We start from the raw sequence: 14,443 nt of genomic DNA, 5'->3' as shown, positions 1-14,443 counted from the left end.
TCGCAACCCCTGTACGAGCGATTCCGCCGATCCGATGAGCGCGATCCACCACACCTATTGGTTGTTCGCCGCCGCCGCCGCGCTGGTGCTGGCCGGCATCGGTTCGAGCCTGATCGCGCGGCGCTTCGGCGCGCCCTTGCTGCTGGTGTTCCTGGTGCTGGGCATGCTCGCCGGTGTCGACGGGCCGGGTGGCATCCAGTTCGACGACTATCAGGCGACCTATCAGATCGGTTCGTTCGCGCTCGCGATCATTCTGTTCGACGGCGGACTGCGTACGCGCCGCGAGAGCTTTCGCGGCGTCTTCGCACCGACCCTGCTGCTCGCCACCGCCGGCGTCGTCATCACCGCCGCACTGACCGGGGTGGCGGCGCATTACCTGTTCAAACTCGATGCGGTGGAAGCCTTCCTGCTCGGTGCGGTAGTCGCCTCGACCGATGCCGCGGCGGTGTTCTTCCTGTTGCGTGCGGGCGGCTTGCAGCTGCGCTCGCGTGTCGGTTCGACCTTGGAGATCGAATCCAGCGCGAACGATCCGGTCGCGGTCCTGCTGACCACGCTCCTGGCCGAGTACCTCGCCGCACCGCACGGTCTCGCGCCGGCGCAATTCGCGCTCGAACTCGCGCAGCAGTTCGGCGTCGGCGCGCTCGCCGGCGCTATCGGCGGGCTCGGCATCGCGGCGGCCTTGCGTAAGTTGCCGCTGTCGGGCGGTCTCGCCGCATTGTTCTTGCTTGCCGGCGCGGTGCTCGTGTTCGGGCTGACCGGCGCGCTGCACGGCAGCGCCTTCCTCGCCGTCTACGTTGCTGGTGTGGTGGTCGGCAACCGTAACGTGCCAGGGTTCGTCAATCTGCTCTCGGTGCTCGATGCCGGCACCTGGCTGTGCCAGATCGCGATGTTCCTCGTGCTCGGCTTGCTGGTGACTCCGCACACGCTCGCCGCCGTACTTTGGCCGGCGCTCGGCCTCGCCGCGTTCCTGATGCTGATCGGCCGCCCGCTCGCGGTGACCGCCTGTCTCGCGCCGTTCCGTTACGGCAAGCGCGAGATCACCTTCGTCGCCTGGGTCGGGCTGCGCGGCGCAGTCGGCATCTTCCTCGCTTCGATCCCGATGCTGATGCGCCTGCCGCATGCGGCCTTGATCTTCAACGTCGCCTTCATCGTCGTGCTGGTCTCGCTGCTGGTGCAGGGCTGGACACTCGGTCTCGCCGCGCGCCTGCTCGACGTGGCGCTGCCGCATCGCGATCGCGAAGTGCGCCGGGTCGAGTTGGACCTACCCGGTTCGCTTGCGCGCGAGATCGTCGGCTACGAAGTCGCGGCGGGTGCGGCAGTGCTGACGAAAGCGCCGCCGGCCTGGGCGCAGCTCGCCCTGATCGTGCGCGGTGGCGAGATCTTGATGCCGGAAACTGCCGGCCCGCTCGCCGCCGGCGATTACGCCTATCTGCTCGCGCCGCCCGGGCGCGTGCATCGGCTCGACTGGCTGTTCGCGCCGCCCGACGAAGCGCGCGAGGCCGAGCTCGAACTGTTCGGCGAATTCAGCCTCGACGCCGACGTGCGCCTGGCCGACGTGGCCGAGTTCTACAGCCTGCCGATCCGCGCCAAGGACGCGCCGCTGACCCTAGCCGAGCATTTCGCGCGGCGCTTCGAACACACGATCGAAGTCGGCGATCGCGTACGCCTCGGGCCGGTCACCTTGATCGCGCGCGAGCTGGCCGAAGACGGCGTCGCCAAGGTCGGCCTCAAGTTGGAGCGGCTCGGCAAGGCGCTGGTCAAACCGGTGCGACTGTTCGACGGCGTCGCGCGGCGCCTGGGCAAGCATTGAAACGAGGCTTTCGCGACTTCATCCCGTTTCCGCTATGGAAGAGTCGTCCGCGTCGTGCCGGTAGCGGAACTCGCCTGGTCCCACGCACTGGGAAATTCCGATGACCGCAGCTTTGCTTCCGCTGGCGTATCGCTGGTTCCTGGCCAAGGGCCTCACGGACTGGATGCCCTGGTATTTCCTCGATTCGGCCGAGTCCATCGGGCGCGCCCCCGACTTCTCCAAGAACGGCTTCGCGCAACGCGCCTTCAAGGCCGAGTTCGGCACGCAATGCGAGGTCTATCCGTTCGCGCGGCGGCAGGATAGGGATTGCTTTGCTTTCTTCGTCGTCCACAACAGCGTCGTGCAAGACAACGTGATCAGCTGCCATCTGTCTTTCTCGGGCACTAAGGAAGTGACGGCTCCGCTCACCTACTCCGTTCTTGAAGAAAATCCCGAGAACTTCATGCACTGGATCCGCTCGGTAGTCCTGCGGGATGTGGAGGAGTGGATCAGCGAAGAAGATCTGCAAAGGGAGCCGCATACCGCATGAGCCTCGAGCCACCTCTGGGCGGCCAGCGCGCGGTCGTGGACGGCTTGCGCGCGCTGGCCGCGCGCGGCGAAGCCGGCGTACTCGCGGTCGTCGTGGAAACCGCCGGCTCGACCTATCGCAAGCCCGGCGCCTTGATCCTGCTCGATGCCGGCGGCGTTCGCGTCGGCGCATTGTCTGGTGGCTGTCTTGAAGGCGAGCTCGAAGCGGCAGCACGCGAAGTGTTCGCGCGCGGTGTCGCCAGCGACGTGCGCTTCGATACCAGCGGCGATGAAGATCGCGTGTTCGGCTCGGGCACCGGCTGCGGCGGCTCGACCCGCGTGCTGCTCTTGCCCGTGCCGGCGGCGGCGTCACCGCTGCGCGAGGCGCTGCTCGGTGCCGATGCGCAGGGCGCAGCGGTGCAGTTGACGCTGGACGGTGCGGCGGGATCGATCGGTCGCGGTGAAGCGCACGTCGTTGCCGGCGACACCGAAGTGCAGCGTTACCACTTCGAACGCGACGGCCGGAAGTCGTCCGACGGAGCGGAGGCGTTGAACGTGCCGATCGAGCTCGTCATCGCAGCGGCGCCGCGGCTGCTCCTGCTCGGCGCAGGTCCGGAAACGCGCCCCTTGTTGCAGCTGACGCGGCAGCTCGGCTGGCACGCGGAATTGGCCGAGCATCGCCAGCGTTGGTCGCGCTTTGCCGACGAGTGCGGCATCGATCGCCTGCACGGCGGCGGGCCGGATAACTTACCGGCTCTACTGACGCTCACACGCTTCGACGCCGCCCTGGTGATGAATCACAACTACCTGCTCGATGCGCGCTGCCTGACGCATCTCGCCGCTAGTTCGATCCGCTATGTCGGCCTGCTCGGTCCGCCGGCGCGGCGCGACGATCTGCTCGCCGAAGTCGGCGCCGAGATCGCTGCGAGCCTGCAGCCGCGCCTGCGCGCACCGGTCGGGCTGCCGCTCGGCGGCGAAGGCGCCGAAGCGATCGCGCTGGCGATCGTGGCGCAGCTGCAGACCGAACTGGCACGCGCGCGCCGCCGATGAATCGCCCGCCGCTGTCGCATGGCGCGATCTTGCTCGCTGCCGGCGCATCGGCTCGGCTCGGGCAAGCGAAACAATTGATCGAGGTCGACGGCGAGCCGCTGCTGCGCCGCGCCGCGCGCGCGCTGCTCGCGACCGCACCGCTCGATTGCGTGATCGTGCTCGGCCACGATGCCGAACGCCTGCGAGAGGTTTTGCACGGGCTATCGCTGCGCAGCGTGATCGCACCCGACTACGCGCACGGATTGTCCGCTTCGCTGCGTGCCGGTCTGGCCGCACTGGATGCGCGCTGCGAGGGCGCTTTGATCGCGCTGACCGACCAACCCGCGCTCGCCGCGACTCATTTGCATGCCCTGTGCGAGACCTGGCGCGCGCAGCCGCAACGCGCGATCGCCAGCGCGTACGCCGGCGTGCATGGCGTGCCGGCGGTGCTGCCGCGCGCGTGGTTCGCCGACTTGAGCGGGATCGAAGGCGACGTCGGCGCGCGTGAGCTGCTGCGCGCGCGCGCGAACGAAGTCGTCGCACTCGATGCGCCAGCGCTCGCCATCGATCTGGACACGCCGGAAGACCTGACACGGCATCGCTGATCGTACGAGGAGCGACCGAACTCCGCGGTCTGCCGGCAAGACCGAGCGACGCGGGGCGGCGCCGTTACGGCGCGGTGTCGAGAACGGCGTCCCAGGCGCGCAGCGAATCGACGCCTCTCTGTTCCGCCGGCGACAGCGGGAAGCCGGTGCCCACTTTCTGGAAGCGGTCCAAGTTGTCCGCAAGCTCCGTGAGATTGCGCGGCGAACCGAGCAGCCCGTATTCCTGCGCGGCCTTGCCGATGAAGGTGGACGCGCCCGGGCCGACGTTCGTCAGCAGATCAACCAGCGGTTGGCCGCGCAAGCCGGTTCCTTCGAGAAAGGCGCGGGTCCATTCCGGTGACGTCCGCAGTGCATCCGGTGCCGCCTTGCCGATGGCTTGCAGTTGTTTCGGCGTCAAATCCGCGTTCAACAAAATGTCGCGCGTGGCCGGATTCGCCGCACCAATCGCCTTCGCCGCGGCCTCGTCGATCTTCAGCGCGCCGAATACGGCGGCTTCGTGGCCGGCGATGCGGTTCTGATCCTCAACCGCCTCCACTCCGGTGCCGACCAAGCCAACGGCGGTCAAACCGAGTCCGATCGGGTTGGCACCGCGAACGGTAACTCCAGCTATCGTCAGCGCACCGAGCGCAAACTCCCCACCGGCAGCGCCCGCCTGCATAGCCGTTCCGACGTTTGCCTGACCGTTCTGCAGCCTCTCGTTGGACACACTCAATTGGATGGTGGCGCCAAGAACGCCGAGACCGCCAGCCGCCTTCGACAAAGCACTGCCCGGGCCGGCATCGACTGCGTCCGCCCATTGATCGACGCCGATCTCGGCCAAGCCGGCTGCGTTCTGCAGCGTCGAGGCGAGTTGCGAATGATCGCCGGGCGCGCCTTTGGCATAGGCCTCGAGCGCCACGTGAGCGCCATCGATGGAACTGAGTGCCAACTCCGCCGCACTCATCATCGCCGGAGATTGCGCTACCTCGGGATTTGCGCCCGCCGCCAACGCTTTCGGCAAATTGTCGTCGAGATACTTCGACAGATCGTCCGACGCGTCCTTCGCCTTTTGGTAGGTCGGCTCGTGCAGCTTGCGGAACTCGGCGGCGTATTCCGCAGCGCCGATGCCTGCGGCGGCCGGTGCATTCTCGGCGAGCTGCCGCTGCAGATCACTCTCCAAACCCTTGACCGGAGCGGACGCGGATTCGAGCGTTGCAGTCCGCGCCTGCACGTTCTCGTGAAAGTCGAGCAGCGTGCCGTAGGCTTCCTGCCCGGACATCCCGCTCGACGGAGCGAGGTCGAGCGAAGGAGAAGACGGTGTCCCCAGCGAGGCGATGCCGGCCATGGGTGAGCTCCGAAACAAATGAACCCGATCTTCCTACGCTCGAGTGAGCGCGGGCACTAGGTAATACCCTAGGCGCTTTCGAAGTGCGCCGGTCGTCTCCGCCGGCGAGGTTCCGAAGCCAATGGGATCGGACGTTTAGACGGCCAACCTCACTCCGGCCACACCGCATGCAGCGGATCGAACTCGACCTCCTTGCGCTCGGCGGCACGGATGCCGAAGCCGCACACCGCAAGCGGGCCTTCTTCGAGCGGATCGAGGCCGAAGGCTTGCTCGATGTCGACTTCGTTGATCGCGGCGGTGATGAAAGCGGCCAGGCCGAGTTCGGTCGCGGACAAATAGATCGTGTGGGACAGGTAGCCGACGTCGAGCGTGAGCGCGCGATAGGCCTTCGCGTGGTTGCGATACTTCCAGAAGTTGCGCCGGAAGCGGCTGGTCGGAATCACCATCACGTGCGCATCGACGAAATAGGCTTGCGCGGCGACGAAGCGCTTGGCCAGCTCCGTCGCCTCTTCCGCCGCCAGCAAGCGAATCGGTTCCAACGCATGGTCGATCGGATGATAGTGATACAAACCCGGCGCGACGCCCTCGACGCGCTGAACCAGCAGATAGGCCTCGGTAGGATGCAAGCCGCCCGCGGACGGCACGCCTTTTTTCAGCAAAGTCACACCGGGCGCCGTATCGACGACCGCGCGCGCGCCGAAGGTGCGAAACAGCACCGATGAGAACTCGGCCAGACTCAGCAGGCGCGAGCGATCGTAGTTGCGACAGGTCACGCGCTTGAGCAGCAGCGCGTCGAATGGGGTCGGCTCGGCGGATGGCAGAGGAATTCTCTGCTCTGTCGACGCACGTTCTCCGACAGGCGGTGGGGCAGGGCCAAGATAGTCGAGCACAGCTCGCGCCGCGTGTTCCCTGAATTCGCGATCGCGTTGCTCGATGTCTATTCCGTTCCATCGCGACGCGTAGTGGGCGACCGCGGACGTGCGGTGCCAATGACTGTCGCGGGAGTCTTGGTCGCTGCTGTCGGCAGAACTCCCCGCAACGACTAGCAGTTGCTTTTCAATCAGCTGTTCGAGTGTCGCTCGCTCGTGGTCTAAGGTGAGTTCGTCCAACGTTGTCCAACGCGACGATGAGACCCCACCCAGAACGCTCACTTCGTCGTAGTCGACAATGACCTCGACACCGAGGTGCGGTGCGAGCGCGACCCATTCTTGGACGACGTGGAGGCCACTCTCGCTCTCCCCCAAGCGCTCAAGGTCGAACGCGATACGTTCTCTTGGTTCAATTGCAACAATGTGGCAGCGGCGTACTCTTGCCGCGGTAATTTCGTCGCTCTTCATGAGTTATAGTTGCGCGTCCTCAGGGCAGGGCTTCAGCCTACGCTTCCTAACGAAGGAGGCTTCGTGCCACATAGGCTGGGTGAATTTCCAGGATTTCAAAAAATATAGAGCTGTGGAGAAGCAATATGAGTGACGCCGCGCTTACCATCGAAGAAAGTCGTCGATTGATCCACGAGCTTGCCACGAATGATGCATTCCGAGCGAGATTCGAAGAGAAGCCTGCGGCGGCGCTGGTCGAACTGGGCATTCCATTTCATGTTGTCGTCAATTTGAAAGCAAGCTGCCTTGCTCCTCGGAGACTGGGTCCCAAGAAAATATTCGAAGACGCCAATCGGAGCATGGATGACGAAATTGCTCAGCGGTGCGCGGGATTTTTTGTGCCTTCCGTGTCGATCAAAAGCGACTAACCGTCAGCAGATACTCAGAGGTTCGCCTCGATCTGCTTGACTTTGCCGGAAAGAAAATCCTTGTCGAGAGCTGTGGCCCAGTTCTTCTTGAATTCTTTCAATGCGGTGAGCGCGTTCGGTTTTTTTCCTTGGGCAAGTGAGTATTCGGCAACGCGTAGGAGTGCGAGATTCGAATGCGCGACATTGAACGGACGGGCTATCCAATCTGAATTGGCCTCCGTATAAGCGCGACCGCGATGCTGAACCAACCATTGCGCATGGATTAAAGCTTTCTCGTAGTCCTTCTGGTCCGCATACGCGTCCATCAAAGCCACATGCGTAATGTACAACTCACTTCCGTCCAAACCTTGCTGTTGCAGTAGGCGAATCGATTGACGCGGATCTCCCTTCGCCCGGGCTATTTCCGCCTGGGCTGCCGCGTGGATGCTGTTGAGTACGGGATAGTTCTTATCGGCTGCCTCAGTGCCTATTCTGCCAAGAACCGTCTCCGCTGAGCTTACCTCTCCGCTCGAGGCGAGAAGATAGCTGGCGAACAGCAGATGAAATGTCGACTCGTATCGGTCCGCGGGGTTCTGGCTCTTCGGACCGGCCAGCTCTTGTGGCAGTAGATCCTTGATGCGGTCGTGCTCGCTTCCCTTCACCGAGGCGATCGACCGCAGGCTCATTTCGACGACCGTCAGTTTCTGCCGAGGCCCTTTCTCATCCGCGCCAAGAGCGGAAAGATCCCTCTGCAGAAGTCTCCAGACTTCGTCCCAGTGACCACGATCTACATTCAATGCAAGCGAAAAATTCAGTGCGCCAATGTCCGTCTTTGCGATCGTGGGCGACTGATTTCCCGCCAGCAAAGATTCCGCCTTATCGAAGTTACGTTGTGCTGCCTCGATTTCCGCATCGAGCTGGTCGAAGGTGAATCCTAATTTTTTTGCCTTCTGAATCCTCCGTCTTGCTTCTTCGAAATTTTCCTGTCCCAGATACAGGATCGCCATCGTAGCCTCTCGGCTGCCTGAGAATGGGCTTTGCTGGGAATCCATGGCCTGATACGCGCGAATCGCTTCGTCGTAGCGATTGGCGAAAACATAAGAGTTGTATCCGTACAACCCACGAGCCACCTGGAAGTCGGGATACAACTGGGAAAGAGCCTTCCACTTTTCCAGCGCGGCCCCCGGATTGTCGAACGATATTTTCCATGCCTCGACGTACAAACCGTCTCGTGCCGATAGGTGGTCGCGCAAAGCGGCCGCCTGATCGACTTCTCGCTTGGCGGAACTGTTGTCCCCTGCATTGATGTGGATCGCAGCAGTGAGCGTTCGAGCCAACGCGAAATTCGGATCGAGCTTCGTCGCCTGCTGGACCAGTACAAGCGCCTCTTTCTGCTTGTTCGAGTTGTAAGCCCGTTGCGCCAGCGAGTACGCACGCAAGGCGTCCAGGTTCTTGGTCGCCGCCTTCTCCAGCGGCCGAGACTCGTTCGACACCGTCGCCAGCGCCTCGCCGAGGCGCACGCGCAATTGCTGGTTGACCTTGTCCAACGAAGGCAGCACCGACTGCTCGCCGACGCCGTCGGCGGATTCGGAGTACACCGTGGTCTGCGTGTTCGGATCGACCACTTCGGCCGTCACGCGCACGCGACCGCCGATCTCGGCGATGGTCGGCAGGATCAAGGCGCGCGCGCCGTCGCGGATCGCGACCTCCGCGCCGATCGCGCGATCGACCGTCGTCTTCTCCGGATCGCGCTGCATCAGTTTGACCGTCTCGCGCGTCTTCAGATCGGACAGCACGTTGACGTAGCGCGACTGCTCCAGACCGATGCGGAACGCGGTCTGCAGGGATTCGTCGAACTTCGATTCGCCGGTTAGGTTCTTGAAATCACCGACCACGACCCAGTCGCGATTGGCGAACGCGATCGCCGGCGCCGGTTTGAGCAGGTACCACGCCGGTATCGCGACCACCGCGAACAGCAACCCGAGCTCGATGGCGAGGCTTCCGGGTCGACGCCAGAACGGCACTTCGCGGTGCGCCTTGCCCGACCACGGCGGCGCCTTGAGCGGGGCATACCCTTCCTCGCCGACCTCAAATACCGGGATCGGATCGGGAATGCCTTTGAATTGATAGCGGCCGTGCGTGCGCCAGCGCACCGTGGCCAGACGCTCGCCGAGTTCGCCTTGCGCGCGATGCGCGAGCGAATAGGCGACGCCGGACAGGAGAATCTGTCCGGGTAATGCCAGCTGCATCAGACGCGAAGCGATTGGCTTGACCAGGCCTTCGACTTCGGTGGTCTTGGCGCCTTTGGCGATGTCGTCGGGCGTGTTGTCCCAGGTCAGCACGTCGCCGACATGGACACCGACGCGCGCACTCAACGGGCAACGTTCGTCCTCGCCCAGACGCTTCAACTGGCGCTGGTACTCGAGCGCGAAGGCGACCGCCTGGATCGGACGGTCGAACATCGCCAGGAAGCCGTCGGTCTTGTCGATCTCGCGGCCGCCGTAAGTCTGCAGCAGCGTGCGCACGATGCGGTCGTGTTTGCGGAACAGTTCGGCGGCGCGTTGATCGCCGAGGCGTCCGACCAGGGCGGTCGAGTCGACCAGGTCGCAGAGCACGAGCGTGCGCAGCAGCGGCACCGTGGCGGTCTGCGTGACGGGCGGAGCGGATTGTGCGAGAGCGTTCATGGTGTGGCTGTTGTTTCCCTCGCGTCCTTTGCGACGCATCGCGATCCGGCCGCCGGCAAGCACGGCCGCCAGGATCGATTTTGTTTGGCCATCCTTTCCGTAACGTCGAATCGTAGCGGCGGCCGACAACACCACGCCTTCCGTGCGCCTGCTGCGGGCACTCCCGCAAGCCCGTCGAAACTCGACCCGCCGATCCCATCCATCGACGCATCATCCGCCGATCGAATCATCTGTATGGCGCCGGTCAGACCAAGGACGTCCTCATGACGGAAACCTGTCCGTCCGAACGATTCACTTCGTATCCGTCGCCGCCGCGCCCCTTCGCCTCGTACAACGCGGCATCGGCATCGCTGTACCAGACCGCCCAATCGATTCCGTCGATGCACAGGCTGGCGCCGATGCTGACCGAAACCACCAAGCCTTCGCCGACGCCGGGAAAGCGCAGCGAGTTCACCGCCGCGATGATCTGCGTGGCGCGCGCGCGCAATTCCTCTTCGCCGGTGATCTGCATCAAGAGCGCGAATTCGTCGCCACCGAGGCGGCAGGGCACGTCGGTGGAACTCGCCGCGCTCTGCACTTCCTCGGCGATCGCGCGCAGCACCTGGTCGCCGATCAGATGGCCGCAGCGGTCGTTGATCTGTTTGAAGCGGTCGAGGTCGACCAGGAGCAGGCCGAGGACCGTTTCCGGCAGGCGCTGCTGGTGCAAACGTTCCAGATACATGTACAAGCCGCGCCGGTTGCACAGGCCGGTCAGTTCGTCGGTCTGCACCAGGCGCTCGGCGGTGGTCAGTTGCGTGCGCGTCTGGCGCAGCGAGTCGAGCGTGACCATCAGGTCCTCGTTGCGGCGCTTCAAGCCTTGGATCAGCTGCTGCTCGCTGGCGACGAGGTAGGAGAACGAGCGACGCATGAATTGCGCGACCAGGCGCGGAGCGGAATCGAGCAGGCGCTCGAACGCGTCGTGCTCGACGATGCGCAAGCCGGTCGGAACGAGCGCGACGGCATTGGCGACACGGGTATGGCTGCCAATGAACAGCACCAGCTCGCCGAAGAACTCGCGCGGGCCGATCAGCTTGTCGGGCAGGCCGTCGCCGAACTCGAGCTGGATCTGCCCCGATTCGACGATGAACATGCTGCGGCCGAGTTCGCCGCGGCGGAAGATGATCTCGCCGGGTGCGATGTCGCGCCGCTGGCCCGCACCCGCGAACAGGGCGTGTTCTTCGTCGGAGAGCTGGCGCAAGGGCACGCCGGCACGCGCCGCCGGCGCTGACGCCGGGACGGACCCTGCAAGTTCCTCGGAAAGCTCTTCCTTGACCCTGGCCACCGAACCTCCACACGCGGCTCGCTGAGTTGACCATGTTAACCCATGTTCACGCCTTGCTCACGCGCAGGCTGAGGGCGGCACCTCACGGGCGTCGATTTGCGGCGTTCTTGAGACGGCTGCGACGCTCCAAGCCACCCGTCCGTCTGAATTTACGCAGCCCCGGCATCGGAACAGTTGAACCCGACGGCGAACCCCGGCCTTCGGGTCCATCCTCTCCCTCCCCCGCTCGTTCCGATGCCGGCGGCCTGCGCAAGCAGGCGGGCGTCGGGGCCGCCGAGGTGTCGGCGGCCCAACACAGCGGATCGATGTTTCTCAGGCGGCCTGCGACTTGCCGCCGTGGAACTGCTCTTCTTCGGTCGAGCCCTTCAGTGCGGTGGTCGAAGACTGTCCCTGCTGGATCGTCTGTGTCACCTGATCGAAATAGCCCGTGCCGACCTCGCGCTGATGCTTGACGGCGGTGAAGCCGCGATCGGCGGCGGCGAACTCCGCTTCCTGCAGCTCGACGAAGGCGCTCATCTGGCGGCGCGCGTAACCGTGCGCGAGGTTGAACATCGAGTAGTTCAAGGCGTGGAAGCCGGCCAGAGTGATGAACTGGAACTTGTAGCCGTAGCTCGCGATTTCCTTCTGGAACTTGGCGATGGTGGCGTCGTCGAGGTTCTTCTTCCAGTTGAAGCTCGGCGAGCAGTTGTAGGCGAGCAGCTTGCCCGGGAATTCTTTGTGGATGGCGTCGGCGAAGGCCTTGGCGAACTTGAGATCGGGCTTGCCGGTTTCGCACCAGACGAGATCCGCATACGGTGCGTAGGCGAGGCCGCGGCTGATCGCTTGATCGAGGCCGTTCTTGGTCTTGTAGAAGCCTTCGACCGTGCGCTCGCCGGTCGTGAACGGCTGGTCGTTCGCATCGACGTCGCTGGTCAAGAGATCCGCCGCCTCGGCGTCGGTGCGCGCGACCAGCAGCGTCGGCACGCCGTAGACGTCGGCGGCCAAGCGCGCGGCGTTGAGCTTCTCGACCGCCTCGCGCGTGGGCACCAGCACCTTGCCGCCCATGTGACCGCACTTCTTCACCGAGGCGAGCTGGTCCTCGAAGTGAACGCCGGCGGCACCGGCTTCGATCATCGCCTTCATCAGCTCGAACGCGTTCAACACGCCGCCGAAGCCGGCTTCGGCGTCGGCCACGATCGGCTGCAGGAAGTCGATGCTGTCATCGCCCTCGGCGTGGTACAGCTGGTCGGCGCGCAGCAGCGCGTTGTTGATGCGCTTGACCACCGCCGGCACTGAATCGGCCGGGTAGAGGGATTGGTCCGGATACATCTGACCGGCGAGATTCGCATCGGCCGCGACCTGCCAGCCGGACAGATAGATCGCCTTGAGCCCGGCCTTGACCTGCTGCATCGCCTGGTTGCCGGTCAACGCGCCGAGCGCGTTGACGAAGTCTTCGCTGTGCAGCGATTTCCAAAGCTTCTCGGCGCCGAGCCGCGCCAGCGAATGCTCCACGTGCACCGTGCCGCGCAGGCGCACTACGTCCTCGGCCGTGTAGTTGCGCTTGATGCCGGCCCAACGCGGATTGTTGGCCCAGTCGAGCTTGATCTGTTCGGCGGTCGGCATAGTCGCTTTCATGGCAAACCTCGGTGTCGGTGGCTAGAAGTACGGCGTTGGTGGGAGAGAGCTTCTGGGTTGAAAAGCGCGGCCACGCATGGCCGCTCTCGTTGTTGCGATCAAGGACGATCGCCGGACAAAAGCGCCAATCCGGCGAGGGTGAGGAAATCGGCCAGCCCGTCGGCACGCGTGAGTTGGTCGAGCAGATCGGCCGCTTCGTCGACGCGGGCCTGGCCCGGCATCGAGGTTGCGGCCAGGCGCGTGCGCGCTTGGGCGAGGTCGGCGGCGAACGCGTCGAAACCGATCACGTTACCGTCGTCGAACTTCACTTCCGGCTGATGCAGCCATTGCCACAGCTGGGCGCGTGAGATCTCGGCGGTGGCGGCGTCTTCCATCAGATGATGGATCGGCACGCAACCCTGACCGTCGATCCAAGCGGCGAGGTAGCGCAGGCAAATCTCGATGTTGGCGGCGAAGCCGACGCGTGTGATCGTGCCGGCGCTGGGCGCGAGCAAGGTGTCGCGATCGGCGCGAACGTCGGTGCGTGCGAGCGCGATTTGATTGGGCGTCGGCATGTGCTGATCGAACACTTCGCGCGCGACCGTCACCAGGGCGGGATGTGCGACCCAAGTGCCGTCGTGGCCGGCTTGGACTTCACGCAGCTTGTCCGCGCGCACCTTCGCCAGCGCCGCGTCGTTGGCCGCAGCGTCGTGACTGATCGGGATCTGCGCGGCCATGCCGCCCATCGCGAACGCGCCGCGGCGATGGCAGGTCTTGATCAACAACTCCGAATACGCCTTCAGGAACGGCACCGTCATCGCGACCTGGCCGCGCTCGGGCAACACGCGATCGCGGTGCGCGCGCAGCGTCTTGATGTAGGAAAAGATGTAGTCCCAGCGTCCGCAGTTGAGCCCGGTGATGCGCGTGCGCAGCGCGTGCAGGATCTCGTCCATCTCGAACACGGCCGGCAGCGTTTCGATCAGCACGGTGACCTTGATGGCGCCGCGCGGCAGACCGAGCACGTCCTCGGCGTGGTTCATCACCTCGTTCCACAACGCCGCTTCGCGGTGGCTTTCCATTTTCGGCAAATAGAAATACGGCCCGCGATCGCGTGCACGCAGCGCGGCCGCGTTGTGGAAAACGAACACGCCGAAATCGAACAAGGAACCGGACATCGGCTCACCGTCGACGCGCACATGGTCTTCCGGCAGATGCCAGCCGCGCGGACGCACCATCAGCACGGCCGGGTCCGGCTTGACCGCGTAGTGCTTGCCTTCGGGCGAGGTGAATTCGATGCGGCCGGCGACCGCATCGCGCAGATTGCGCTGGCCGTCGAGCAGGTTGTCGAAGCGCGGCGAGGTGGAATCCTCGAAATCCGCCATGAACACCTTCGCGCCGGAATTGAGCGCATTGATGATCATCTTGCGGTCGACGGGACCGGTGATCTCGACGCGGCGATCCTGCAACGCCGACGGGATCGGCGCGACCTTCCAGTCGCCGTCGCGGACGGCCTGCGTCGCGGGCAGGAAGTCGGGCAGCTCACCGGCGTCGAAACGCGCTTGGCGTTCCTTGCGCGCGGCGAGCAAGTCACGCCGCCGCGCATCGAAACGCCGATGCAGATCGGCGAGGAAGCTCAGCGCCTCGGCACTGAGCATTTCGCTCTGTGCCGCGCTGGAGGAGGAAGTGACTTCCGGCAATCCGCCGCGCATCGCTTGTTGTGGAACCGCCATCGGACCCGCCCTGCGATTGATGCTATGCAACAAGCCTAGGCCGCGCGATGACATTTTGACAAAACATATGTTTCAATGAATTCCATTATCATTGTTAATTGTCACGCAAGTCGTTGC

At 64.4% G+C, this 14,443-nt stretch carries 11 protein-coding genes; 5 read left to right on the top strand and 6 right to left on the bottom strand.

Going from position 1 to position 14,443, the window contains the following annotated elements:
• The first annotated feature begins 34 nt into the window (after nt 1-34).
• From AC3QL3_RS00205 to AC3QL3_RS00190, 4 genes are all read left to right on the top strand, one after another.
• Nucleotides 35-1,810, top strand: a complete 1,776-nt coding sequence (locus tag AC3QL3_RS00205; protein WP_492896197.1) for a potassium/proton antiporter — start codon at nt 35-37, stop codon at nt 1,808-1,810.
• 100 nt (nt 1,811-1,910) lie between these two features.
• The gene (locus AC3QL3_RS00200) at nt 1,911-2,339 is read left to right on the top strand and encodes a hypothetical protein (RefSeq protein ID WP_492896196.1); all 429 of its coding nucleotides are present in this window, start codon (nt 1,911-1,913) and stop codon (nt 2,337-2,339) included.
• On the top strand, nt 2,336-3,367 hold the full coding sequence (locus tag AC3QL3_RS00195) for an XdhC family protein (RefSeq protein WP_492896195.1): 1,032 nt from the start codon (nt 2,336-2,338) through the stop codon (nt 3,365-3,367). Before AC3QL3_RS00200 ends, AC3QL3_RS00195 begins: the two co-directional genes overlap by 4 nt.
• Nucleotides 3,364-3,951, top strand: coding sequence for a nucleotidyltransferase family protein (locus AC3QL3_RS00190; RefSeq protein WP_492896194.1), 588 nt, complete (start codon nt 3,364-3,366; stop codon nt 3,949-3,951). Before AC3QL3_RS00195 ends, AC3QL3_RS00190 begins: the two co-directional genes overlap by 4 nt.
• Before the next feature lie 64 nt (nt 3,952-4,015).
• Here AC3QL3_RS00190 and AC3QL3_RS00185 read toward each other — a convergent pair whose 3' ends face one another.
• Together AC3QL3_RS00185 and AC3QL3_RS00180 are read right to left on the bottom strand one after the other, a co-directional pair.
• Nucleotides 4,016-5,275, bottom strand: a complete 1,260-nt coding sequence (locus AC3QL3_RS00185) for a hypothetical protein (protein ID WP_492896193.1) — start codon at nt 5,273-5,275, stop codon at nt 4,016-4,018.
• Nucleotides 5,276-5,424: 149 nt separating this feature from the next.
• Nucleotides 5,425-6,612 carry a putative peptide maturation dehydrogenase gene (locus AC3QL3_RS00180; RefSeq protein ID WP_492896192.1) on the bottom strand — a complete coding sequence of 396 codons (1,188 nt, stop codon included), beginning with the start codon at nt 6,610-6,612 and terminating at the stop codon, nt 5,425-5,427.
• A gap of 125 nt (nt 6,613-6,737) precedes the next feature.
• Here AC3QL3_RS00180 and AC3QL3_RS00175 point away from each other — a divergent pair, with 125 nt between their 5' ends.
• Nucleotides 6,738-7,019 (top strand): NHLP-related RiPP peptide, encoded by a 282-nt coding sequence (locus AC3QL3_RS00175; RefSeq protein WP_492896191.1) that lies wholly within the window; start codon nt 6,738-6,740, stop codon nt 7,017-7,019.
• Nucleotides 7,020-7,033: 14 nt separating this feature from the next.
• Here the strand turns inward: AC3QL3_RS00175 and AC3QL3_RS00170 are convergent, their stop codons facing one another.
• The 4 genes from AC3QL3_RS00170 to aceB all read right to left on the bottom strand — a co-directional run bounded on the left by AC3QL3_RS00170 (nt 7,034) and on the right by aceB (nt 14,326).
• Nucleotides 7,034-9,814: a putative peptide modification system cyclase gene (locus tag AC3QL3_RS00170; protein WP_492896190.1), complete on the bottom strand. Its 2,781-nt coding sequence runs from the start codon at nt 9,812-9,814 to the stop codon at nt 7,034-7,036.
• A gap of 112 nt (nt 9,815-9,926) precedes the next feature.
• The gene (locus AC3QL3_RS00165) at nt 9,927-11,003 is read right to left on the bottom strand and encodes a GGDEF domain-containing protein (RefSeq protein WP_492896189.1); all 1,077 of its coding nucleotides are present in this window, start codon (nt 11,001-11,003) and stop codon (nt 9,927-9,929) included.
• A gap of 312 nt (nt 11,004-11,315) precedes the next feature.
• Nucleotides 11,316-12,617 (bottom strand): isocitrate lyase, encoded by a 1,302-nt coding sequence (aceA, locus tag AC3QL3_RS00160; protein ID WP_492896187.1) that lies wholly within the window; start codon nt 12,615-12,617, stop codon nt 11,316-11,318.
• Nucleotides 12,618-12,715: 98 nt separating this feature from the next.
• Nucleotides 12,716-14,326 (bottom strand): malate synthase A, encoded by a 1,611-nt coding sequence (aceB, locus tag AC3QL3_RS00155; RefSeq protein WP_492896186.1) that lies wholly within the window; start codon nt 14,324-14,326, stop codon nt 12,716-12,718.
• Nucleotides 14,327-14,443: the final 117 nt, after the last annotated feature.

Source organism: Dokdonella sp. GW821-FHT11D02, assembly GCF_058808595.1.
Note: the sequence above shows the minus strand (reverse complement) of the source record. Positions and strands in the feature narration are given on the sequence as shown.

Bases quoted from the DNA above. Each gene is read 5' to 3' on its own strand.
- AC3QL3_RS00195 (WP_492896195.1), top strand. From the start codon at position 2,336: ATGAGCCTCGAGCCACCTCTGGGCGGCCAGCGCGCGGTCGTGGACGGC.
- AC3QL3_RS00185 (WP_492896193.1), bottom strand. From the start codon at position 5,275: ATGGCCGGCATCGCCTCGCTGGGGACACCGTCTTCTCCTTCGCTCGAC.
- AC3QL3_RS00180 (WP_492896192.1), bottom strand. From the start codon at position 6,612: ATGAAGAGCGACGAAATTACCGCGGCAAGAGTACGCCGCTGCCACATT.
- aceA (WP_492896187.1), bottom strand. From the start codon at position 12,617: ATGAAAGCGACTATGCCGACCGCCGAACAGATCAAGCTCGACTGGGCC.
- aceB (WP_492896186.1), bottom strand. From the start codon at position 14,326: ATGGCGGTTCCACAACAAGCGATGCGCGGCGGATTGCCGGAAGTCACT.
- AC3QL3_RS00175 (WP_492896191.1), top strand. From the start codon at position 6,738: ATGAGTGACGCCGCGCTTACCATCGAAGAAAGTCGTCGATTGATCCAC.
- AC3QL3_RS00200 (WP_492896196.1), top strand. From the start codon at position 1,911: ATGACCGCAGCTTTGCTTCCGCTGGCGTATCGCTGGTTCCTGGCCAAG.
- AC3QL3_RS00205 (WP_492896197.1), top strand. From the start codon at position 35: ATGAGCGCGATCCACCACACCTATTGGTTGTTCGCCGCCGCCGCCGCG.
- AC3QL3_RS00190 (WP_492896194.1), top strand. From the start codon at position 3,364: ATGAATCGCCCGCCGCTGTCGCATGGCGCGATCTTGCTCGCTGCCGGC.